Annotated in this window: 21 protein-coding genes; 12 read left to right on the top strand and 9 right to left on the bottom strand. The window is 62.8% G+C overall.

The genetic code is table 11. The annotated features are described in order from the left end of the window. Positions 1–86 precede the first annotated feature (86 nt). From AB6802_RS09830 to AB6802_RS09820, 3 genes are all read left to right on the top strand, one after another. Positions 87–776, top strand: a complete 690-nt coding sequence (locus AB6802_RS09830; RefSeq protein ID WP_371009876.1) for an RNA polymerase sigma factor — start codon at positions 87–89, stop codon at positions 774–776. Positions 777–866: 90 nt separating this feature from the next. Beyond that, the gene (locus AB6802_RS09825) at positions 867–1391 is read left to right on the top strand and encodes a DUF4142 domain-containing protein (protein ID WP_371009875.1); all 525 of its coding nucleotides are present in this window, start codon (positions 867–869) and stop codon (positions 1389–1391) included. Continuing rightward, positions 1388–1690, top strand: coding sequence for a cupredoxin family copper-binding protein (locus AB6802_RS09820; RefSeq protein ID WP_371009874.1), 303 nt, complete (start codon positions 1388–1390; stop codon positions 1688–1690). Before AB6802_RS09825 ends, AB6802_RS09820 begins: the two co-directional genes overlap by 4 nt. Before the next feature lie 44 nt (positions 1691–1734). Here the strand turns inward: AB6802_RS09820 and AB6802_RS09815 are convergent, their stop codons facing one another. Further along, positions 1735–2349 (bottom strand): ABATE domain-containing protein, encoded by a 615-nt coding sequence (locus AB6802_RS09815; RefSeq protein ID WP_371009873.1) that lies wholly within the window; start codon positions 2347–2349, stop codon positions 1735–1737. A gap of 237 nt (positions 2350–2586) precedes the next feature. On the opposite strand from AB6802_RS09815, the gene AB6802_RS09810 reads away from it, so the two are divergent. From AB6802_RS09810 to AB6802_RS09800, 3 genes are all read left to right on the top strand, one after another. Continuing rightward, positions 2587–3429: an alpha/beta fold hydrolase gene (locus AB6802_RS09810; RefSeq protein WP_371009872.1), complete on the top strand. Its 843-nt coding sequence runs from the start codon at positions 2587–2589 to the stop codon at positions 3427–3429. Between the two features lie 334 nt (positions 3430–3763). Further along, positions 3764–4843, top strand: coding sequence for an HPP family protein (locus tag AB6802_RS09805; protein WP_371009871.1), 1080 nt, complete (start codon positions 3764–3766; stop codon positions 4841–4843). A gap of 212 nt (positions 4844–5055) precedes the next feature. Further along, on the top strand, positions 5056–6030 hold the full coding sequence (locus AB6802_RS09800; RefSeq protein ID WP_371009870.1) for a nucleoside hydrolase: 975 nt from the start codon (positions 5056–5058) through the stop codon (positions 6028–6030). Between the two features lie 60 nt (positions 6031–6090). Here the strand turns inward: AB6802_RS09800 and AB6802_RS09795 are convergent, their stop codons facing one another. Both AB6802_RS09795 and AB6802_RS09790 read right to left on the bottom strand, forming a co-directional pair. Then, the gene (locus AB6802_RS09795) at positions 6091–7437 is read right to left on the bottom strand and encodes a tetratricopeptide repeat protein (RefSeq protein WP_371009869.1); all 1347 of its coding nucleotides are present in this window, start codon (positions 7435–7437) and stop codon (positions 6091–6093) included. Positions 7438–7448: 11 nt separating this feature from the next. Next, positions 7449–7640, bottom strand: a complete 192-nt coding sequence (locus tag AB6802_RS09790; protein ID WP_371009868.1) for a hypothetical protein — start codon at positions 7638–7640, stop codon at positions 7449–7451. Positions 7641–7944: 304 nt separating this feature from the next. Here AB6802_RS09790 and greA point away from each other — a divergent pair, with 304 nt between their 5' ends. Continuing rightward, the gene (gene greA, locus AB6802_RS09785; RefSeq protein WP_371009867.1) at positions 7945–8427 is read left to right on the top strand and encodes a transcription elongation factor GreA; all 483 of its coding nucleotides are present in this window, start codon (positions 7945–7947) and stop codon (positions 8425–8427) included. 65 nt (positions 8428–8492) lie between these two features. On the opposite strand, the gene AB6802_RS09780 is transcribed toward greA, so the two are convergent. Further along, positions 8493–9662, bottom strand: coding sequence for an NAD(P)/FAD-dependent oxidoreductase (locus tag AB6802_RS09780; RefSeq protein ID WP_371009866.1), 1170 nt, complete (start codon positions 9660–9662; stop codon positions 8493–8495). Then, positions 9662–10366: a trans-aconitate 2-methyltransferase gene (locus AB6802_RS09775; RefSeq protein WP_371009865.1), complete on the bottom strand. Its 705-nt coding sequence runs from the start codon at positions 10364–10366 to the stop codon at positions 9662–9664. The genes AB6802_RS09780 and AB6802_RS09775 overlap by 1 nt, the downstream gene beginning before the upstream one ends. A 346-nt stretch (positions 10367–10712) precedes the next feature. Here AB6802_RS09775 and AB6802_RS09770 point away from each other — a divergent pair, with 346 nt between their 5' ends. Genes AB6802_RS09770 through AB6802_RS09750 form a run of 5 tightly spaced genes read left to right on the top strand, consistent with a single transcriptional unit; the run spans position 10713 to position 15403 of the window. After that, positions 10713–11729, top strand: coding sequence for a type III polyketide synthase (locus AB6802_RS09770; protein WP_371009864.1), 1017 nt, complete (start codon positions 10713–10715; stop codon positions 11727–11729). Then, entirely contained in the window at positions 11729–12937 is a 1209-nt protein-coding gene (locus AB6802_RS09765; RefSeq protein WP_371009863.1) for a sulfotransferase, read from the top strand. The genes AB6802_RS09770 and AB6802_RS09765 overlap by 1 nt, the downstream gene beginning before the upstream one ends. A 9-nt stretch (positions 12938–12946) precedes the next feature. Continuing rightward, entirely contained in the window at positions 12947–13561 is a 615-nt protein-coding gene (locus AB6802_RS09760; RefSeq protein ID WP_371009862.1) for an ABC transporter substrate-binding protein, read from the top strand. A 16-nt stretch (positions 13562–13577) separates the two neighbouring features. After that, positions 13578–14285, top strand: coding sequence for an ABC transporter ATP-binding protein (locus AB6802_RS09755; protein ID WP_371009861.1), 708 nt, complete (start codon positions 13578–13580; stop codon positions 14283–14285). Next, a complete protein-coding gene (locus AB6802_RS09750) occupies positions 14282–15403 on the top strand; it encodes an ABC transporter permease (protein WP_371009860.1) in 1122 nt (373 codons plus the stop codon). The genes AB6802_RS09755 and AB6802_RS09750 overlap by 4 nt, the downstream gene beginning before the upstream one ends. 116 nt (positions 15404–15519) lie before the next feature. Here the strand turns inward: AB6802_RS09750 and AB6802_RS09745 are convergent, their stop codons facing one another. Genes AB6802_RS09745 through hsdR form a run of 4 tightly spaced genes read right to left on the bottom strand, consistent with a single transcriptional unit; the run spans position 15520 to position 22801 of the window. Then, positions 15520–16440, bottom strand: a complete 921-nt coding sequence (locus AB6802_RS09745) for a restriction endonuclease (protein WP_371009859.1) — start codon at positions 16438–16440, stop codon at positions 15520–15522. A 10-nt stretch (positions 16441–16450) separates the two neighbouring features. After that, positions 16451–17920: a restriction endonuclease subunit S gene (locus AB6802_RS09740; protein ID WP_371009858.1), complete on the bottom strand. Its 1470-nt coding sequence runs from the start codon at positions 17918–17920 to the stop codon at positions 16451–16453. Beyond that, positions 17917–19398 (bottom strand): N-6 DNA methylase, encoded by a 1482-nt coding sequence (locus tag AB6802_RS09735; RefSeq protein ID WP_371009857.1) that lies wholly within the window; start codon positions 19396–19398, stop codon positions 17917–17919. Before AB6802_RS09735 ends, AB6802_RS09740 begins: the two co-directional genes overlap by 4 nt. 13 nt (positions 19399–19411) lie before the next feature. Next, positions 19412–22801, bottom strand: coding sequence for a type I restriction-modification system endonuclease (gene hsdR, locus AB6802_RS09730; protein WP_371009856.1), 3390 nt, complete (start codon positions 22799–22801; stop codon positions 19412–19414). Between the last annotated feature and the right edge of the window lie 25 nt (positions 22802–22826).

The following is a 22826-nucleotide window of genomic DNA, read 5'->3' as shown; positions in this document are numbered from 1 at the left end:
GCATGGCCGGATAACCAACTCGGGAACCTTTAGCCCGCAGGCGCATCCAATCGCGGATGCAATAGCTGCCGGGAGATCGGGACGAGATGAGGAAGACCGCAACGCAAGTCCTTGCGATCGAGGCCAGCGACATGGCGCTGGTGGGCCGGGCCCTTGCACGCGAGCCGGACGCCTTCCGCGCCATCATCAAGACGTACAACCAGCGGCTCTATCGCATCGCTCGCGGCGTAGTGCGCAACGATGCCGAGGCCGAGGACATCGTGCAGGAGGCCTATATGCGCGCCTTCGCCAGCCTCGACACCTTTCGCGGCGAAGCCTCCTTGTCCACGTGGCTGTCGCGCATCGTCATCAACGAGGCGCTTGGCCGGCTGCGCAAGCGAAAGCGCAATGTGCCGATGCCGGAAAACCCGGAGGCGCGGATCATCCGGTTTCCCTTGAACTCAATCGACTTCAATCCAGGCGATGATCCGGAGCGGACGATGGCGCAGCGGCAGATCCTCGAGCTTGTCGAACGGGCGACCGACAGCCTGCCCGACGCCTATCGCACCGTCTTCGTCGCCCGCGTCATCGAGGGGCTCAGCATCGAGGAAACCGCCGACCTTCTGGGCGTGCGCCCCGAGACCGTGAAGACCAGGCTGCACCGGGCGCGAACGCTGGTAAGAAAGGCGCTGGACGACGCGATCGGCCCGGTGCTGCTCGACGCCTTCCCCTTCGCCGGCCGGCGCTGCGAACGGCTGACCCAGACTGTGATGAAACGCCTGGGTTTCGAGGAGTAATTTTCCCGGGAACGTTTCGCCGCTGCCCGCATCCAATGGTCGTCAACCCCAAGAAGCCCGAGGCCATGCGCGCCGGGCGAAGGAGATGTTATGTTCATGCGACCGACCGCCGCCCTCGCCGCCCTGCTTCTCGTGAGTGCCGCACCCCTTGCACGAGCCGCCGACAAACCCACCGACCCGCAGATCGCCCACATCGCCTATACGGCCGGCACGATCGACATCGAGGCGGCAAAGCAGGCGATCAAGAAATCTAGAAACAAGGAGATCATCGCCTTCGCCAAGGACATGGAGCGCGACCATGCCGCGGTGAACAAGCAGGCGCTCGACCTGGTGAAGAAGCTGAAGGTCACGCCTGAGGACAACGACACCAGCAAGGCGCTGACCAAGGCCGCTACGGAAGAGCGCGCCAAGCTGGCGAAGCTCAAAGGCGCGGCCTTCGACAAGGCCTATATCGACAACGAGGTTGCCTATCACAAGCAGGTCGACAGCGCGCTCGAAACACTGCTCATCCCGTCGGCCAGCAATGCCGAGTTGAAAAGCCTGCTCGAAACCGGCCTCAAGATCTTCCAAGGGCATGAGCAGCATGCCGAACATGTCGCCGGCATGATGAAATGAGGCGGCTGCTTTTCTCGCTGGCACTGGCGATCGTCGCCTCGCCGGCGCTTTCGGCCACGATCGAGGTGACGATCGACAAGCTGGTCTTCTCGCCGGCAATCATTCAGGCCAAGGTCGGTGACACGATCGAATGGACGAACAAGGATGTGATCGCCCACACCGCAACGGTGAAAGGCGGCTGGGACGTGATGATCCCGGCAAAGTCGAAAGGCAAGGTCACACTGAAGGCGGCGGGAGCAGTCGACTATTTCTGCCGCTTCCATCCCAACATGAAAGGCCATGTCGAGGTGGCCCCTTGATCCGCCACCAGGCCGAGGGAGGCGCGCCCAGCGCCTCGCTCGGGCTAGGGATTATCCTTGTGACGGTGCCGGTGCGCGGCCTGCTTGGCCCGGTTGCCGCAGGCCGCCATGCTGCACCAGCGGCGCCGGTGCCCGCGTGTGCGGTCGACAAAAAGCAGCGTGCAGGCCGGGCCTTCGCAAGCCTTCACATGTGAAAAATCCTCGGTGCAGACGAAGCCGGCCAGCGCTTCGCCGACCGGCAGCAACAGCGCTTCCGGCGTGCGCCATTTGCGGCTCGCCTGAAGCGCGAACGGCGCGCCCTCGCCGGCCGCCGCGATCCGGCTGAACCTTTCGTCGCGCTCCAGCAGGCGGTTGAGCGGGTCGAGTTCCCTGAGATCCTTGATGGTCAGCGCCCGCCCCTTGCGCGCCTGCACAAAGTCCCTGAACCATTCGCGCAGATGCCGGGCCTGGTCGGCGACGTTGTCGAGCTCGCCGGGCAGCGCCTGGCTTCGCATGCTGGCCAGCACATCCGCCGGCACCAGCCGCGCCTGTCCCAACCAGTCCAGCAAGCCCTCGCCGTCGTTGATCCAATCGACGGGCGTGTCGAGCGGCGTCGCGACCGAGTTCAGGAAATCAAGGCCGGGCGCGTCGCCGATGAAAAGCGCGGGTGAGTGGTCCATTCGCAACTCCATTCCACCCCGGCAGCGGCAGGCCGTGGGCGAGCACGATCTGGTGATAACCGGTTTGAAGCCGCTTGACAAGTTATCTTCTACAGCTGTAACCGTTTCAACCATTCCAAATAGGTTACTAAACAACCCAAAGGAAACGATCAGGTCGAGGCCGGGGGAGCCGTACAGGCCAGATGCGCAATAACCTTTTTGGACCTGACAGCTCAGTTACACCAACGGAGAGAAAACATGACGTCCTACAACACCGCGAACGTCGACGGCTTCAACATCTTCTATCGAGAAGCAGGCCAGCCCGGCGCGCCAAAACTGCTGCTGCTGCATGGCTTTCCGAGCTCGAGCCACATGTTTCGCGATCTCATTCCGCTGCTTGCCGATCACTTCCACATCATTGCGCCCGACCTGCCGGGCTTCGGCCGCTCCGACATGCCGCAGGCGAACGCATTCACCTATACGTTCGACCGCATGGCCGACATCATCGACCGTTTCACCGAAGTGGTCGGCTTCGACCGCTTTGGCGTCTATGTCTTCGACTATGGCGCGCCGATCGGCTTCCGGCTGGCGGTGAAGCATCCCGAGCGCATCGCGGCGATCGTTTCGCAAAACGGCAACGCCTATGAGGAGGGTCTGGGCGAGGACTGGAAGCCGATCCAGGCCTATTGGCGCGACCCCTCGCCGGCAAACCGCGAGGCGTTGCGCCCCGCCTTCAAGCCGGAGGCGGTGGCCTGGCAGTATACGCATGGCGCGCAGGCGGAGCTGGTCTCGCCCGACGGCTATTCGCTGGACAGTTTCTACCTCAGCCGTCCCGGAGCGGAAGAGATCCAGCTCGACCTGTTCGGCAACTATAAGAGCAATGTCGCCCTCTACCCGGCCTTCCAGGCCTATTTCCGCACCCACAAGCCACCTTTTCTCGCCATCTGGGGCAAGAACGATCCGTTCTTCATCCCGCCCGGCGCCGAAGCCTTCAAGCGCGACATGCCGGATGCGGTGGTGCGCTTCCTCGACACCGGCCATTTCGCGCTCGAAACCCATGCCGCGGAGATCGCGGCCGCCATCCTCGGCTTGCACCGCTGATCGCAAACGAGGAGAACCGCCATGTCGAAATCCGATGCCGTCATCACCGGCGCCAGCCCAATGGGATGAGCGGCGCGGTCAAAGTGCTGGGGGCTCGGCTTCACCGTAGGCCCCAACTGAGCGGCTTATGGGCTGCGCTCCAGCGGACCGATTCCACAAGCCGCTAACGCCTTGGCGCGATTGGCAAAGCCGGGGACGTTGGCGGCACGCCATGGGTGCGGCGCGGCGCAATAATATTCCCCGAAGCGGCGGCGATGGGGATTGGTTTGGCTTTCCAATTGCCGCCTTTGGCGGCATTGCCGGCAGCACGAAATTCCGTTCCACAGGACCCGCCATGGCGTTGCGCCTCTTCGTTCCGATCCTTGCCGGCGCCACGCTGCGCGAGCGGCTGATCGCCTGCATCGGCGCGGTGATCGCCATCGCGCTGACCGGCGTGATCAGCGGGCTGACGATGGGTAAAGGCGAGTATGTCGCAATGCTGGTGGCGCCGGTGGGGGCGTCTGCCGTGTTGCTGTTTGCCGTGCCGTCGAGCCCGCTGGCACAGCCCTGGTCGATCATCGGCGGCAACACGATTTCGGCGCTGGTCGGCGTGACGGTGGCGCGTTTCGTGCATGATCCGGTGATCGCCTCGGGCCTCGCCGTGGCGCTGGCGATCGCCGCCATGTCGTTCACACGCTGTCTGCATCCGCCGGGGGGCGCCGCCGCGCTGACCGGCGTCATCGGCGGACCGGCCGTGGCCGCCGCCGGCTTCCTGTTCCCCTTCGTGCCGGTGGCGCTGAACTCGATCGTCCTGGTGGCGCTCGGCTTGCTCTTCCACAGACTGTCACGGCGCAGCTATCCGCATGTGCATCAGCCAACGGCCGCCGGCCACGGGACGATGGATCGGCCGCCGGCGGAACGCGTCGGCTTCCGGCCGGAGGATGTCGATGCGGCCCTCGCCGCGCTCGACGAGAGCTTCGACATCGACCGCGAGGACCTCGAGCGGCTGCTGCGCCAGGTCGAACTGCAGGCAATGGTGCGCTCGCAGCACACACTTCTGTGCAGCGATATCATGTCGCGCGACGTGATCTCGGTGCCGGAGACGGCCAGCGCCGACGACGCGCGCAAGCTTCTGCTCGATCACAACATCCGCACCTTGCCGGTCGTCGATGCCGACGGGCGGCTCACCGGCGCGGTCGGCCTGCGCGAGTTGACCAGAGCCACCGACACGGTGAAAAGCGTGATGGCAAAAGCCGGCACGGCCTCGCCCGACACGCCGGCGATGAGGCTGCTGCCGGTGCTGACCGACGGGCGCAGCCATGCCGTGGTGATCGTCGACGGCCAGAGGCATATTATCGGCCTGATCACCCAGACCGATCTTTTAGCGGCAGCCGCACGCTTGCAGCCAACGCCGCCGCTGAAAGCGGTGGCGTAGCAGCCGGCGAATAGCCGATGACGCGGCGGGCAAGGTCGAAGGCGGCTCGGCTGGGGTACCACATGGTTGACTAGGCCGAGCCGAAAAGGTCTCGCCGGTCAACAAAAGCTCCAGCGCGCGCTTGCGCCCGGCGATTGAGAATCAGAGCCTTGACGGTGCCAAGCGCCGCAGTCTGTAATCCCACCAAACCCGGCTAACGGAAGGGCGATCTCATGGAAAAGATCATCCTCGACTGCGATCCGGGGCACGACGACGCGATCGCCATCCTGCTTGCCGCCGGCAATCCCAACATCGACCTTCTCGGCATCACCACGGTTTCGGGCAACCACAATGTCGAGAACACCACGCGCAACGCGCTTTCGGTCTGCACCGCCTATGGCATCAAGGTGCCGGTGGCCAAGGGGTCGCCCGGGCCGCTGATCAGCGACCAGGTGCTGGCCGTCGAGATCCATGGCGAGACCGGGCTCGACGGCCCGGAGCTGCCGCCCGCCTCGTTCGAGCTCGACAAGCGCCATGCCGTCGATTTCATCATCGACACGGTGATGGCGCATGAGCCGAAGACGGTGACGCTGGTGCCGGTCGGCCCTTACACCAACATCGCATTGGCCGCGCGCAAGGACCCGCGCATCGTCAGCCGCGTGAAGAAGGTCGTGGCGATGGGCGGCGCCTACACGCGCGGCAACATCACGCCGGCGGCCGAGTTCAACATCTATGGCGACCCGGAGGCCGCCGACGTGGTGTTCCGCGCCGATTGGGACGTGACCATGGTGGGGCTCGACCTCACCCACCAGGCTTTGGCCACGCCGGAACTGCAGGACCGGGTCCGCGCCGTCGGCGGGCCGATCGCCAAATTCATCCTCGACATCTGGGAATTCATCGCCACCACGCATGGCGGCCTTTTGCAGATTGCCTATCCCGCCGTGCACGACGCATGCTGCGTGGCGGCGATGATCGACCCGACCGTTTTCACCACCGAGAAGGCCGACATCCGCGTCGAGATCGCCGGACGCTGGACCAAGGGCATGACCGTCTGCAATTTCGAAAAGATGGGCGGCATGCACCATTTCGGCGGCACCGCGAGCGAGCAGGTGAATTTTCGCCACAACGTGGCGATGCAGCTCGATCACGCGAAGTTCTGCGATCTAATCGTGGATGCGCTTGAGAGGTTGACGAGAGGGTTGAGGTAGGCGGCGCGGCGCCTTCTGGCCGAAGTGCGCGTGCAGTGTCCGGAACGACCACGGAGAGCTTTAATTCCCCCCGCCGGTCGCAATCAGCTCAGCAAGCCGACGCTCCATTTCACGCTTGAGATTGTAGTCGGGGCGGCCGAACGACCTGTTGCGCTCGGCGATGAAGTCGCGCTGCTGCGCGCGCAGCTTCCGCACCGCTTTCCGCTCGACCTTTGACAGCGCAGCCTTGTAGGCATCGTCCATCTGCCGGTCGATGCGCGACAGGTCGGGATCGGAACAGATCGCCTTCTCGACTGCGTTGTTTGCCGATTTGCAATTGAAGGTCGGCAAGAGCCGCTCGGAGCGCCCGGCGTCCTTGCGGTCGCGATCCTGGCGCAGATTCGCCAGTTGCCCGGCGTCCGAGCCGGCCTTCGGATCGATGCGCTGCGCCTGCTCGTAGTCGGCGATGGCGCTGTCGAGATCGCCCTTCTGCTGCCAGGTCGCGGCGCGGTTGTGATAGGCCAGGTAGAAGCCCGGATCGAGCGCAAGCGCGCGGTCGTAGTCGGCGATGGCGCGGTCCAACTCGCCCTTCAAATTGTAAGTGTTGGCGCGGTTGGTCAGGAAGTTCGCCTGCGGGCGCAGCCGGATCGCCTCGTTGTAGTCGGCGATGGCAAGGTCGTATTTTTTGTTGTCCTCATAGGAGAGGCCCCGGTTGTCGAAATATTCGGGCTTGGTGGGATCGAGCCGAATGGCATCGCTCTCGTCGGCGATGGCTTGCTCGGTGCGTCCCAACGCCTTGTAGGCCGCGCCGCGGTTGGTGAAGGCGCGGGCGCTGCTCGGATCGAGCCGGATCGCCTCATCGTAGTTCTTGATTGCCTCGTCGTAGTTTTGCTTGAAATAATAGTTGGCGCCGCGATCCTGCCACGCCTGCGCATATTTGGCATCCAGCCGGATTGCCTCGTTGTAGTCGTCTATGGCGCGATCGTACTGCTTGTTGTTGCTGAACACGTTGCCGCGATTGTCGAAGGCCTGCGGGTCGTTCGGATCGAGGCGTACCGCCTCGTCGGCGTCGGCCAGCGCCTTGTCGAGATTGCCGTTGCTGCGATAGATGGTCGAACGTTCGCGGTAGGCGCGTGCGCTCTTCGGGTCGAGCGCGATGGCGCGATTGAGATCGGCAAGCGCGAGCGGCATCTTGTCGAGATTCCAATAGGTTACGCCACGGTTGACCAGGGCCGCGACGAATTCCGGCGCCCGATCGTTCTTGCCGCCCTCGATCAGGGCGGTGCAGGCCGCGATACGTTGCTGGGCGGAATAGGCGGCGCTATCGTTCGAAGCACAGATGGCGGTATCGGCCGCCCCTTCGGCCTTCGCATGCGGCACGGCGGCAAACGTCAATGGAGCGATGGCAAGCAGCAACAAACGGCGCATGAAAACCTCCTTCAGCGAATCCGTCGCGGAGGCGCGGAAACGCCTGCCGTCAAGGATTGCATAGTCTTATGTCGCAACACCGCGACAAAAGGTTCAACCATCGCAAATGATAGGCCTGTGCCCAGGCTTGCTTCAATTTCGAAAAGATGGGCGGCATCAGCCATTTTGGCGGCACGGCCAGCGAGCAGGTCGACTTCCGTCATGTCGCTGGATCATGCGAAGTTTTGCGATTTGATCGTGGACGCGCTGGAGCGGTTGGCGAAGGCGTGAGGCGCGTGCCGGCGGCTACCTCGGACCCTTGTTGTAAAATACGCGGTGAGCCGACGAGACTCATGACCTCGCTTTCTGACCGACCGAAGACGTCCGGTTCAGGCATTGAAGGCAAGGGAGCAAACCTGCCGTCGATATTCCGCAGCTGCCGAAGCCAGCCGTCGAATTGTAGCAACTTTATTGTCGTCTATGGATTATCCGACTATCAACGATATTCGACACGGGAGTTGCGAGCAATTGAGCGTAGCATTTGCCAAGGAGGACAGCGCCGAGGCGGCATCGGAAACCATCCTGCCTGCTCGCCCTATCTCCGATCGGATCAACCTGGTCACGGAAGCAGGCCTCAAGATGCTGCAGGATGAATTGGCTCGCGCTCAGCAGGCTCTCGAGACTGCTAATGCGCTGGAAGATGTCAACGAAAGGCGACGGCAGTCGGCGGTTCCGGTTCGAGATGTGCGCTATTATACCGAGCGCGTCCGTACGGCTCAGCTTATGTCGGCGCCGACATCCAACGAAATGATCGCCTTTGGGCACACCGTTACCTTCGAGCGTGATGATGGCCGCACCCAGACCTTCCGCATCGTTGGTGAGGATGAGGCCAATCCGTCCGAAGCTTCCGTATCGTATGGTTCCCCGGTCGCCATCGCGCTGATTGGCAAAACCGTTGGCGAAATTGTCCAGTTGGGGCAGCGCGAGCTCGAGATCCTGTCCATCTCTTAAATTGGTGGATGATCGGTGTGGAACGCACGATCGAGTTGCGGGTCGCGCCCAGCGGGCACTTGACGTCAAAAACCCGGGACAGGCTGGGTCTTTCCACTCAATCGTGCGCCAAGCGTTAAAGCCGCCGGAAAACTTTTGATCACGGCGCGCATGGCCGTCGCGCCGCCAGGCCCAAGCGCTATTTTGGCAATCATGGCCGCGGCCCGCAGCCGAGCCGAGAATTGCCGACGCCACGCGCGTTCGTAGCGACGTCCGGCGGCGTCGTGGCCCTCGCGGCCTTTGCCCGATGCGACCAATTCTCTCGCAAGCAGCCAGCCGGATTGCAGCGCCATCGAAATGCCTTCCGCGATGACAGGGTGCGACTCGCCTGCGATGTTGCCGACGCGGAAGATGCCCTGTTCATAGCCCGCTCGAATACCGGGATGAATCGGTCCCGCGGCGAGCCATGGACCATCGAGTTCCGCACCGGCCAGCACGGTCCTTACGCCTCGGCACGATGCCAAGACATGGCGCCCTAGCGCATCGGCGGCCGCAACGTTTCCGAAGCGCTCGCGCAGCCCGGATAGAACATCCCTGCGGATGCAGCAGGAAATCGAAACCCGGCCGCGATCGGCCGTCACCATTCCCCCATAGCCGCCCGGGAATACCAGCAATGGCATCAGGTCGGGCGCAAGTGCTGCGCCGGTAAAATGCGCCTTGAATCCGAACAGGTCGGAGGGTTGGCTTGTTCTTTCAAGCTGGCTTGGCAGTTTCCCCGCTTCCCACGACCCGTGCGCGGCAATTATGACAGGCGCGCTCAAAACCTTTTGTTGCTGGCCCGCCTCCACGGTCACCAATTGCAAATCATCGCGCCGATCAATGGCGACGGCCTTGCAAGGCTGGAAAATTTCGACACCCGCACGCTCCGCGGCCTGCAACAGGATGGTATCCAGACGATCGCGGCCGAGCGCGCGGCCGAGACCCGTCCTGGCGATCGGCATCGGCGCCTGCGCCGAGACATCGCCTGAAAAGAACCCGACGCGACGTATTTCCGGACCGGCTTCGGCGCGCCAGATCTCGCCGACGCCCAGCTGGTCGAGCAAGGCAAGGCTGGTCCCCGACATGAATTCGCCGCAGACCTTCCGGCGCGGGAACACCGCCTTCTCCACCATCGCCACCGACCAGCCATGCTGGGCCAGCGCAATGGCGGTAGAGCTGCCGGCGGGGCCGGCACCGATGACAATTGCGTCGTGCATCATCTGGCGCCGGGCGCGCTGGCGCCGACAAAAGCTTGGGTGAACAGGCCCCGACGACCCTCGATCACAGGCGTTCCCCCTGACGCCCGCCACAATTGTGAAAGTTCTGTGCCGCGGAAACCGGCGCGGACACTTTGCGCCGCGTCGTTCAGTGTCACCGCGCAGGCGCCGATCAATGGGAGCAATCGTGTCGCGACGAGTGGCACCCTGCCCCTCAGCGGCTCCGTCGCAACGAGCACCTGGGCCATCGTCATGATCCGGGAAAACAGCTCCAGGAGGCGCGTGTCGTCGAAATGATGGAGGATGAGGTTGGCGCAGACAAGATCGAAGGGCCTGTCTCCTGTCCACTCGAATATATCGGCGGTTACGGGTTGCGCCCGCCAGCCGAATTTGGCGAAAGCGTCGCACACATCCTTTCCGATCAGGCCGATCCTGTCGACCATGACGATCTCGACATTGGGCCAGCGCCGCGCCATCAGCCGCGCCACCGTCAGCATGAACTTTCCGTCACCGGCGCCTATTTCGAGGATGCGCAGCGGCTGCGTTTGCACGTTCGCGCGCAAGAGCGATGCCATGAACCTGGCCTGGAACATCAACGCATTGATCCAAACGAGATCACGGCGCGATGCGATCGCACGAGGATCGTCGGGCGGAAGGCCGTCGAGGAGCTCTGTCTCCAGATGCCGGATGTTTATGTCGGTCATGCGATGGATCGGAAATCCGGGGCTTCAGCCGGCAATCCGGCAAATGGAATTCGGTCGCACCCTTATGGCCGCGCGCTGTTCATGGCGGAACCCGCATGTGGACTCAAACCGGGATAGCGAAGCCGAACGGCTGTCCCTTTCATACAAGATTGGAGGTTTGTATCACAGTCTGCTAATGAGAAATATCGGCGGCGCGCAATAAAACACCTTATGCCAACGTTTGCCTCAGGAAACGCTTCCCCAATTCCTAGACCTCTTGTGAGACCCGACTGGGCTCATTGTCGGAGCAATTTTGTCCCCTAACGCCTATCTGAATCGCATTGCCACGTCAGTACCGGAACACGACGTGCATCAGTTCTACCTCCGCTATGGAGCTTCACTGCTTGAAGACGATCCCCCGCGCCTCGCGCTCTTCGAGCGAATGGTCGCCCTCGCCGGCATAGAACATCGCTATTCCTGCTTTGCGCCCGCCGACGATCCGCGCGGTGGGGCAATCGACCGCGACGGCACCTCGGTCAGGGGCTCGTTCGCCAGCACCGCGATCCGTATGGAGATGTACGAGGCGGCTGCGCCGGAGCTTGCGCAAAAGGCCGTCGAGAAGCTGCTGGCCGACGACGACCGCTCGTTGATCACGCATTTGATCGTGACAAGCTGCACCGGCTTTTCGGCGCCTGGCATCGACCTCGACCTGGTGCAGCGATGCGGCCTGCCAACGTCGGTCGAGCGCACCATCGTCGGCTTCATGGGATGCTATGCCGCAATCAACGCCTTGAAGCTGTCACGCCATATCGTGCGCTCCGACCCGAAAGCCCGCGTGCTGATCGTCAATATCGAATTGTGCACGCTGCATTTCAGGGAAGCCACCGAGCTTGAGAAGCTGATCTCGTTCAGCCTGTGGGGCGACGGGTGCTCGGCCGCGCTGGTCACGGCCAAGCCGTACGGCATCCTGCTCGAAAGCTTCCACGCCATCGTGGCGGTGGAGCGCAAGGAGTTGATGAGCTGGCACATCCGCGACGACGGCTTTGACATGGTGCTGTCCGGCCAGGTTCCCGGCGCGGTGCGCGAGACACTGCGCAACGACCACCCGGCCATCCTCGGCGGCAGGCCTGCCAGGGAGATCGATTTGTGGGCGGTGCATCCCGGCGGCCGCTCCGTACTCGATGCGGTCGAGCGGGCGCTCAAACTCGAGCCGACCGCGCTCGCCGCATCGCGCGAAGTTCTGCGGCGATACGGCAACATGTCGTCGGCAACCGTCATGTTCGTGATGGCCGAAATGCTCAAGGAGCCGTCGGGCCTGCTCGGCTGCGGCATGGCGTTCGGGCCGGGATTGACCACCGAGACCATGATGTTCCGGACTGCCTGATGAAGGTCCTGCGCGAAAACATCTCGCTCGCAGCCCGTTGGCTGGTGCCGTATTTGCCGTATCCGCACTTCATGTGCGTGGCGCCTCTTGACGCCGTGCTGCGGGTCCTGCGGCGCGCGCAAGGCCAGATTCCTCCCGCCTATTGGCCGCGCCTGGTTCTTCTGCTCCTGCTTTCGGCGATCAACACGGTCGTCTCCCTGCCGGAGCGCGTAGTCGTTGGGGCATGGCTTTGGCTGCGCCCTCCCCGGATTGAACCGGATAACGCCCCTGTGTTCGTTCTCGGCTACTTCCGATCCGGGACGACGTTCTTGCAGAACCTGCTGGCGGCCGATCCCTGCCTGAGATCGCCGAGCTGGCCGCAGGTCCTGGCGCCGCAGACATTTGTCCTCGGCTGGGTTGTCCTGCGCTACCTTTTCGTACCCTTGCTGCCGTTGACGCGTCTCAACGCAGTGGTGCCGGTGGGCGCCGGGCTCCCGGCGGAGGACGACTTCGCGTTGAACAATATGGGTGGGATGTCCGTCCTCGCGGGACGCGCCCTGCTTCCCCGCAGGCAGGCCTTCTTCAATCGATATCACGATCTCGACGCGCTTTCAGCGGACGAGTTCAGCCGCTGGCGCTCACATCAATTGGCTTTCGTCCGGAAGCTTACGCTCGTTGCCGGCGGGCGGCGGCTTGTGCTCAAGTCGCCGAGCCATACGGCGCGCGTCCGCTACCTCCGCGAATTGTTTCCGGGCGCCAAGTTCGTCCACATCTCCCGTTCGCCGGAAGCCGTGTTCCGGTCCAACATCCTTTTGGCGCGCGAATTGCAACGTGCGTTCGCCCTGCAGCCGCCGCTGCCCGAGGACGAGCAGGAGGAGATCATCACCCGCGAATATCTCGCGACGGAGATGCACTATCTGGCCGATAGAGACCGCATTCCGGCTGCCGACCTCGCGGAAGTGCGGCTGCAGGATCTCACCGCCGATCCGGTGGGCGAGATGAAGCGTATCTACCGCGAACTGGGCCTGCCATTTCCCCCCGGCTGCGAGGAGCGGATGCAGCAGGTCGCCGCGGCGTTCGTCAAACAGGCGCGTAACCGCCATCCCGGCCTGACGGAAAGGCAGAAAGCGCGGGTAAAGCGCCTCGAACCGCTGGCTGTCGCTTTTGGGCATGCGCCTGCGCAGCCTTCCGAGAGGCCCGATGTTGACAGCCAACAGCGCATTGGATGACATAGGATCATGACAGCAGCCCTATGGTCGCGCGCAAGCTGGGCAGCGTTGGCCCGGCTGTTGTTCGTCTCCGTGCTACTCGCGATCTGCGCTCCATCGCTTTCGGCAGTTGCCGATGAGCAGAGTGACGCGGTCAAGTTGGTTGAGACTGTGCGCCAGGCGGCGATTGCGCTTGGCCACGGTGGCTCCGCCGAGGGACAGCTCCGCTCGATCTCCGCGGCGTTCGATGGCAGGGGAATCGCCCAAGCCGTGCTCGGGACGTATTGGCGCCGCGCGAGTGCGGACGACCGCGCCTCGGTGGTCGACGCGCTTCTTTATGCCATAGCGCACAGGCTGGCCGACAGGCTGGAGAGGACGCAGGACAAGACTTTCACCGTGCTCGGAACAAAGGCCCTGGCCAACGGCGACATCCTGGTGCGCAGCGAATTCCGCCGGCCGCTGCACGGCCCGACGTCCGTGGACTGGCGTGTGCGCCACTGCCGCGGACAATTGTGCATAGGCGACGTCTTTGTCGACGGCGGCTCCGTGACCGTGCAGCAGCGGGACCGCGTTGCCCAGCTGCTCGCCGGCAATGGCGGCTCGATCCCGGCACTTGTCGCCGATCTCAGGAAAGGCCGGGTATGACTTTTCGCTCGTGCTCATGTCCCTGCTCGTCGAATTGAACAATGTCGGCCGCGACTTCGACGGCGGCCGCATTGTCGCCGTCGACGACGTGTCGCTTGCGATCGAGGATGACGAGACCGTCGCCATTGTCGGCCGCAGCGGGAGCGGCAAGTCCACGATCCTGAACCTTATCTGCGGGCTCGACCGGCCGACGCGCGGCGACGTTCGGTTCGAAGGACGGGCCGTTAACGGCAGGGCCGCATGGGCGGCCGTGCGGGCCAGCAGGATCGGCATCGTCTTCCAGAACTTCTTCCTGCTCCAGTCCTTGTCGGCGCGCGAGAACATCGAGGTGGCGTTGTTGGGAAACCTCGGCGGAGCAAGCCAGCGTCGCGTTCGCGCGCTCGAACTTCTGGCGCATTTCGGCCTTGCCGAGCGCGCTACGCTCCGGCCGGCCGAGCTTTCGGGCGGCGAACGCCAGCGGCTTGCCATTGCCCGCGCGCTCGCCAACCGTCCGAAGCTTCTCGTTGCGGACGAGCCGACAGGAAGCCTCGACGTGCAGACGAGCCAATCGGTGATGAGCATCATCGGCAATTTGCACCGCGAGTTCGGCACCGCGGTGATCGTCGTGACGCATGACGAGGACGTGGCCGCATTGTGCGGGCGGCGCGTCGAGATTACCGACGGCCGCATCCGTTCGGACAGCCGAACGACGCCTGCGCCTGCGCCGCGATCCGCTAACCCATGACAGAGCTGACCCTTCCCTTGCGCGGTCTTATTGCACGCCCGCTTCGCACCCTGCTTACGATTCTCGGCATCGCACTGGCGGTCGCGGGGTTTGTCGCACTTACCGGCCTGACCGCTGGCGTCCAGCACTCGTTCGCATCGGGCATAGACGAGAACGGCGCCGACCTGGTGGTGAGCCAGCGCGGCGCGTTCAACCTGGTGAGCAGCACCGTGCCCAGGTCGCTGGCCTCCGGGCTTTCCGCGGTGCCAAATGTCGAGGCTGTGTCCGGCGTTCTCCTCAACATCACCACGGCTGACGACGCTGCGAATATCGTCATGGCCGGCTGGCCCGCCGCCAGCTTCCTGTGGAAAGACATGCGCCTCTTGTCGGGACGGATCCCTGCACCGGGGGACAAGTGGCCGGTGATCCTTGGCGAGTCGATGGCTACCGCATTGGACAAGCGCGTCGGCGATACTGTCGAGCTCCAGTTCCAGCCCTATCGGATTGTCGGCATCGCGTCGTTCTCGTCCGTGCTGAACCAGAACAGCGCGATCGTTCCGCTCGAAGGGCTGCAGCAACTCCTGTCGCGCGAGGACGTGTTTACCTTGTACGAGGTGAGGCTGAAGCGGCCGCTCGACAAGAACGACATCGCTGTTGCACGAAGCCGGCTCATCGCAGCCGCACCGGGGTTCGAGGTCGGCGACACCGAGCAGTTTGCCAGCAGCATCCGCATCTTCGATCTGCTTCAGGCGATTGCCCGGACAATTTCACTGGTTGTCATGGCGATGGCCTCTGTCTCCGTTGCCAACACGCTTCTGATGGCCGTGAACGAACGGACGTTCGAGATTGGCGTTCTCGCGGCGCTCGGCTGGTCTCCGAGACGGATTCTCCGGCTCATTCTCATCGAAGGCGTCATCATGAGCGCGGTGGGCGGGGTCATCGGGATCATTCTCGGCGCCCTGGCAATGGAAATGGCGGCGAAGACAAAGTTCGCGGCGGGTCTGATCGTGCCTTATTTGTCCGGCTGGTCGATCGCGCAGGCGCTGATCTTCGTCTTCATCGCCGGCCCCCTCGGCGCGCTCTATCCAGCCTGGCGCGCCACGCGCCTTCTCCCAGCTGAGGCGCTGCGCAGGATTTGACGGTGGGGCGGGTTTCCAAGCGTATGCGGGCGTAGGTTTTGGAGATTATGGTGGCCGGCGATATCTGCTTTCAGGAAACAGACGCTTCCCTGCCGCCCGCGCACTACCGAATCTGTTCAGTCGTCGACGAAAAAGTCTTCGTCGACGCGTTTCACTTCAACCGAGCGACTGATCCGCACACCCACTTCGTGCTCGATCATCAACTCGGCAAGTCGGTTTCCATCTATAAGGACGATGCGCTGTGGCAGATGCCGGACAAAATCTGCGGCGGGTGAGCTGAAACTCGATGTCGTCACAAAGACGCCCTTGGAAGCTCCAAGGCCGACAAGGCTGCCGACAAAACCCTGTATCTCTGGCCGGCCGACGCCGACATGAGGCGCGTAGCGCTTGGCTTGCACATAGATGCGGTCGAGTCCCAGGCGATCCTCATCGATCACGCCGTCAATGCCGCCGTCGCCGCTGCGCCCCAATCTTTGCGCGGCATCCTCGTGACTGCCGCCATACCCCATGGCGACAAGCAGATCGACGATGGCGCGTTCAAAGAAGGCCGGGCTTAACGCCAGGATGCGCTGCAAGAGCTCCGCTTTCAGCGCAGCGTGGAGCACGGCATGTGCGGCGTCGATCTGCTCCTCCGGAGTGGACGTCGCTTCCGCTGCGGCGCCAGTGGCAGGCGTCTCGGCTGACGAACCCTCGCTGCTCGCATTGTAAAACCGGACGAAATCCGGGTAGCGCTTGAGCGTCTCCACATCGATGGACGTCGGATTGGTATGGAGCAGTGCCCTGCCAGTCTCGCTCGCCACGAAGCGCCCGCGCGCCGGGCTGTCGATCAGGCCGGCTTTGCTCATATAGAATTTGGCCCAGTGGATGCGGTTGTGCAGCACGCGCTGGCGGCCGCTTGGCAGGAGTTCGTCGCGTTCTGTGTCGGTAAGGCCGAGTTGGTTGGCTACGGCGTCGGCGGCCTCAGGGACGCGCCGCTCGCCAGCGGCGGCGAGGCGCAGTACCGGCAGCATCAGAGCCTGATAGTCGGGGATGCTCATTGTTAAACCGTCACGATGCGTCCGTCGACGAAGCCCGTCGGCCACGCTTCGGCTTTGGCGCAGCAGCGCGTTGCGCGCGAATGCGCTCCAGAAGCGGGCTTGCCGGCTCGTCGTTGGGGTCTTGCGGCACGAGCTCGCCTCGGAATGCCTTGGCGAAGATTGCGGATTCGAGGCGGTCGAGTAAGGCCCGGACGTGCGTGGCTTCGGCTTCGAGACGATCGGTGGCGGAGAGAGCCAATTCTATTTTGCGAACGATTTCCTTTTGCTCGACAATTGGCGGCAGTGCGATGTGAAAAGCTCGCACTTCAGGGAAGTAGATCGTCGTATGCGTCGAGCCCATACCGAAATTCTTTATCTCCTCTCCCTCGGCCATGAGGGCGTACATAAGGTACTCGGGCAGTAGAGCCTCCGAGCAGGTCCATGTCGCGAAGTCCTGACTCGTGGTCATGGACCGGTCCATGATTGTGACATAACCCACTGAAGCAGTCCGGGAGAGGCAAACCGTACCAGCGGGTAGCAGGCGGGCCGACGAATTTGCCAAACCAGCCTCCGAGATCGTTTGCTGCGTCTCAGAAATGCGATGCCCGTGATGCGCTCCGGCATCCCTGATTCCAATCCATGGGACACCGCCATCCCAGTAGTCAGAGCGAGAGCGGCTCGGTGTGTGGCCTGTCTCCTGTCTTGCCAGCCGCAATAACGGCAACCAGCGCCAACCGGGTGGCAAGGAGGTTCCGGGATCGTTAACGGCCAGCCCTGCGACGCCCGAGATAACCTTTTCTGTTGCTTCACGTCCGCCGCGACTTTGAGGAGGCGCAGGCACCCTCACGAGGAGTTCATTGACCGTTTCGCCAGATAGCGACAGCTCACTTGTCAATGATCCGCTCATTCCTGCGCGCAAAATGGCAAGGCGCTGCCGATCAGCCAACGCGGGCACACGATCCAGTTCCGTCTTGGCCCTAGCGATGTGGGCGACTAGTGCATCCAGCTTCGCGACGATGCGGCGCTGCTCCTCGGCAGGAGGAAGCGGCACCTCGACGCTGCCGATGTCATCAAGCCCTAGCCCAGATCGCGTGATCCCTCGATCCCTCAAACCAAGTTGGGACTGCCCGTTTTCACAAGACAGGTATCTCGCGATATATGGCGCCAGGGATGGGTCATTCAATCGAACAAGAGCAATATGCTGATTTACATAAGCTTTGACGTCCTCGGAGAACAATGCGATTCGACCTAGATCGGCCGTTATCGTGACCAGGATATCTTGGCTCGAAAGTTTGGTCCTTTCTCCTTCTGATCCATACGGAGGTTTAACATGCTGAATATCTTTCAAGTCGAGTTCTAGGCCACCCCTCTTGATATTCTGAATGCGGATAAACGCATCACCTGTATCTGAATAGTATTTGGCCCAACCGCGCGAGCCGCTTGTGATGAAGTCGGCCATCTGGCCGACGGTAGCTTGAGCCCAGCCTTTAGGCAGCGTCATTCTGCGGCCTCGGCCACTGCCGCGCCTGCCGTGTTGCCTTCCAACACGGTCAATAGCGCTGCGATTTCCTCCAGCGCCGTCTTTAGGTGCCCCTCGATCGCCGCAGCGATGTCTTCCGGCGTCTGCAGCCCGTCCTCGGCATCCGCGCTGGTGTCCTTCAGCCAGGTAATGTCGAGGTTGTCCCCGCGCTTGGCGATCTCGGCGCGGTTGAAATGGCGGAAGCGGCCATTCTCGCCCTGGTCGGTTCGCGGCGCTCCGCCATTCGGGTCGTCACCGTAGGCGCGCATGAAATCATCGAGTTCGGCCACCTTGAAGGTGTTGGTCTTGCCGTAGGCAGGCGCGCCGGAGCGTGCGTCGTAGATCCATACGTCCTTCGTCGCGTCCTCCATCGGCGCTTCCTCGTCCGCGCGCGTGAAAAACAGCACGTTGGTTTTCACGCCCTGCGCATAGAAAATGCCGGTCGGCAGGCGCAGGATGGTGTGCAGGTTGCACCAGTTCATCAGGCGCTGGCGCAGCAGTTTGCCGCGCCCGTCGTCGAACAGAACATTGTCCGGCACGACCACCGCCGCCCTCCCGCCAAGCTTCAACGCGCGGATGCAATGCTCGACGAAGGGAAGCTGGTAGGACGAGACGCGGTCGGTGATGGTGAGGTCGTCGCGCGTCGGCGGCCCGCCTGCCGGACCAAAGGGCGGATTGGTGAGGATCAGGTCGGCGTTCTTGAATTGCGGCCGCTGGCCGGCGGGCGAGAGCGTGTCTGCAAGGTCGAGATTGTCCGGGTCGATCGCGTGCAGATGGAGGTTCATCAGCAGCAAACGGAACGTGTCCGGCACGTTCTCGATTCCCCTCAGAGCCTGCTGCAACTGGAACGCCTGCTGCTTGGGGCCCAGGACGAAATAGTCGTCGGTCGTATCTTTCATGAATGTGTTGGCGGCAATCAAGAAACCACCCGTGCCGGCTGCAGGGTCCTGGATAACCTCGCCAGGCTGCGGCTTCATGAGCCGCACCATGACCTCAATCAGAGCCCGTGGCGTGAAGTATTGCCCGGCCCCGCGCTTGGTCTCCTCCGCCATTTTCTGCAGCAGTCCTTCATAGGCATCGCCGAAGGCGTCGCGCTCGTGACTGAACCAGTGCAGGCCATCGATGGCGTCGATCAGCTTGCGCAGGTTGGCCGGCTCGCGAACGATGGTCGCGGCGTTCTGGAAGATAGCGACGACCGAGCGATCCTTCACCTTCTCGCCGTCGCCAAGATCGATCAGCGCCTGCCTGTAGCGCTGCAGCACTTCCGTTTCGCTGGCGCTCTTCAACGCACCCCAGCGGTATTGCTCGGGAATGCGGCTCTCGTCCTTCTGCTCCGACGCCATCTTCAGGAACAGCAGATAGGTCAGCTCGGTGACGTATTGCTGGTAGGTGACGCCGTCCTTGCGCAACAGCGCGCAGAGGCGCCACAGCTTGTTCACCAGATCTTGTGACGGGTTCATGGGCTGTCTTTCGCTATGCGGCGGTGTCGCCGCCCCAGATGGCAGTGTTCAGATCCTTGAGCACACCTTCCAGCCCGGATTCGAACTCGCGGTCAACCACTTCGAAGCCGCCGGCCTGTGCGAAGAGCGGATCGGAGAGGATTTCCGGATCGCCCACCGGCTGGGCTTTCAGCGCGCGGCCGATGCGCACCAGCCATTGCCGCTGTCTCGCGGTCCAGGCGCGGCTGGCCAAGATATGCTGCAGGCCGTTTTCCACGCGCGTCTCATAGGGAACCAGCGGGTCGCCGATCGCCGCCTGGCGTACGAAGCCGATAACATGCGCCGCAATGTCGGCATTGCGCACCGAACCATAGGCCCGACGCAGATTCGCCTCCGAGAAACCGTTGGCGTCGAGCAGCGTGGCGAGTTCCTTCAGCTCCTTGCGGGTCAAATCGCGCGGCCGCTGGGTGGCGGCGATCATTGCGGGGACGGCGTTCATGTTCGAGCGCACAAATGTCTCGAAGCTCTCGATATAATCGCTCGGACTCGCGTTGCGGCCATATTGGTCCTCAACCGAGATTAGTTCGTCCTCGTGAGGCGAAATGTAGATGCCTTCGCCTCGCCGTTTGCCGGTGCCGGCAAGGTCCAGCAATGTTGCGAGCGACGGATGCTGGCGGAACAGTTCGAGCGTCGTGCCCGGCGATGCCGTTTTCAGCTTGTCCGGCAACGCGTCGAGCGGTCCCAGCGCCGTCTCCAGCCCTTCGCGCAGTGCTTCATCAAGATGCTTCAGGCGTTGGCGCAGCTTCACAACAATCTGATCGCGCACGAACGCGCGGTCCTCGTCGGTCGTCGCACGCTGCAGATCGCCGGCCAGGGTGGCAAAGCTCAACGACGGATCGACCACGACAGGCCGCATGTCGGTGACTTCCTGCAAATTGGCGTAGATGTCGACAGCGTCGAAGATGCGGAAATATTCCTTGCCGATCTCGTCGCAACGCCGCGTCGCGCGGCCGATCATCTGATCATAGAGGATGCGGCTGTTGACGCGTCGCACGAAGACCAGGTTGACGATCGCCGGCACGTCGATGCCGGTGGTCAAAAGGTCGACCGTGACGACATATTTCGGGCGCGGGTCGTTCTTGAATGCTTTGATGCGGTCGAGCGGCTTGTCCACCGAACCGGTGATCTTCTCGACCAGGTCATGCGCCTGCGGCCCATATTCGGCGACCAGCGCGGCACGCAATTCATCGACAAGAATGTCCGCATGATCATCGCGCGCCGCGAACAGTAGCGTTTTGCCGGGCTGATCCGGCGGGCATTCGGCCGCCACGGCTTCCGCGACGGCGCGGTTGAAGGCCCGCGTGTAGACCTTCTTGTTGAATTCGGCGACCTCGAAGTCGACCTGATCCTCCAGATTGAACAGGTCGATCTGCCCGGTTCTCGGGTCGACGATGTTGACCTCTTCGCCTCTGTCGAAGCTGATGCCCGTCTGGCTGAGTGCTGTCGTGATGCGGCGCGGCGGCCGGTGGTCGATCAAGTAGCCGTCGATGACCGCCTGCCGATAGCCGTAGCGGAACACAGGCGCGCCAAAGATTTCGCGCGTATGCAGCGCCGGTGTCGCCGTCAGCGCGATCTTGGTGGCGTCGAAGTAATCGAGAACCCGCCTGTAGGCCGACAGATAGTCGTCGCGGTTGCGGAAGGAGAGATCCTCTTCGCGCAACTCGGCATCGAGCGTATAGCCGCGATGCGCTTCATCGACGATGATAAGGTCATATGTGCCCGGCGTCGGGCGCTCGGCGTTCGGATCATCGAAGATGCGGCGGATCATCGCCTGCACGGTCGCGACCTGCACGCGGTCCGTCGCCTCGGGAAACTTGCGGGCCATGTCCGCGATCGGGAACACCTGGTCGAATTTGAGAAAGCCGCTGGTGTCGGTCGTGCTCATGGCGTCGAGCGTTTGGCGTCCAAGCGCGTTGCGATCAACCAGGAACAGAATGCGCCGGAAGCGCTTGCTGCGCAGCACCTCATACATCAGCGCGATGGCAAGGCGCGTCTTGCCAGTGCCGGTCGCCATGGCGAGCAGAATGTTATCCTGGCCGTTTGCAACGGCTGCCTCGACCGCGAGGATCGCTTCTTGCTGATACGGCCGCAGCCCGGTGACGCCGATTTCGCGATCCGCGAGTTCGGCAACGCGCCCGATTTCCTGCTCCAACCGTTCCACAAGATCGCGCGGCGAAAACCATTCCGACAGCGGACGCGGCGGCGCCTGCAGACGGGCGTCCCAGAACCAGGTGCCGGACTTGGTCGCAAGTTGCTTTACATAGGGACGGCCATTCGTCGCCAGCACAAACGGCACTCGGAACCCGTCCAGGCCATCGATCCAAGGGGCATTTGGTAGTGTCTCTTCCGGCCGAAGCCGGATGTCGCGTGCATAACGCTTCGCTTGCCCTATTCTGCCCGGTACGTCGCGAACCTGCCGCTTCGCCTCGATAACCCCAACACAGCGGCCGTTGATGAACAGCGCGTAATCGACAGGTCCGCTCTCGGTCGGCCATTCGGCAATTGCGATTGCCTCGGTTTGCCCTGGTCGCGTGCCGTTCGCGTAGCGCAGCGTTTCGGTGTCGACCCGCCAGCCGGCAGCGCGTAACTCCTCATCGATCAGGACACGTGTGGTAGCCTCATCGATCTCAATGTGCTCGGCACTCTTGGCAGCTTGCTGTGCCAGAAGATCGAGCTGAAGCGCGGGAGTCGCGTTGGCGACAGACTGGAGTTCGGCCAGCGAGCGTTCGGCAGCGTGAAGGGCAGCTTCCGTATCGGCGGCATATTTTTCCCAGAAGGCCCGCTCTCCGGCCTGCGAAGTGACCCGGCCTTCAAGATCGAGGCGCGCGGATTCGGCGTCCTGCGCGGCAAGCTTTGCCTTAGCCTCCGCGTCGGCGCTGGCGGTCACAGCGTCGCGCAGCGTGTCGATCTCTTTCCGAAGGGCTGCTGTCACGTCGGCGCGCGGAACAGGAGGCACGAATGGTCCAGGCTTGAAAGAAGGCGCCTTGCCGTAAGTCTGATGAAACCAGACACCAATGGCGCGGGCGAGCTTTAATCCTGTCAGCGCGTCGCTCGCCGAACCCTTGTCTTCATGCGCAGCGAGATTGCCGGCGCTTTTAAGATGATAGAAAAACTGGGCCATCTCTCGCTGGAGAATGGAGCGGGAGCGCAAGGTCCGCAGTATGTCGTCAAACGACATGTGTGGACCGTTATAAAGGGCCTGTCGGGCTGCTACCTGCTTCGCCGTGATTTCAGCGAACTGTCGCAGTTTTACGAGGGCTGTGGGCGGGTCGTCGGCATAGTACCGCTCCGCCAGCCGGCCGAGCTTTGCCAACTGCGGACTATGTGGTTCAAGAAACTCGAAATTTCCGGCGACTTCCCCCATGGCGCGCTACACTATAGCTATTCTC

This window comes from Mesorhizobium sp. RCC_202 (genome assembly GCF_041355295.1).
GTDB lineage: Bacteria > Pseudomonadota > Alphaproteobacteria > Rhizobiales > Rhizobiaceae > Mesorhizobium.
This window is presented reverse-complemented; position numbering and strand designations above follow the sequence as displayed.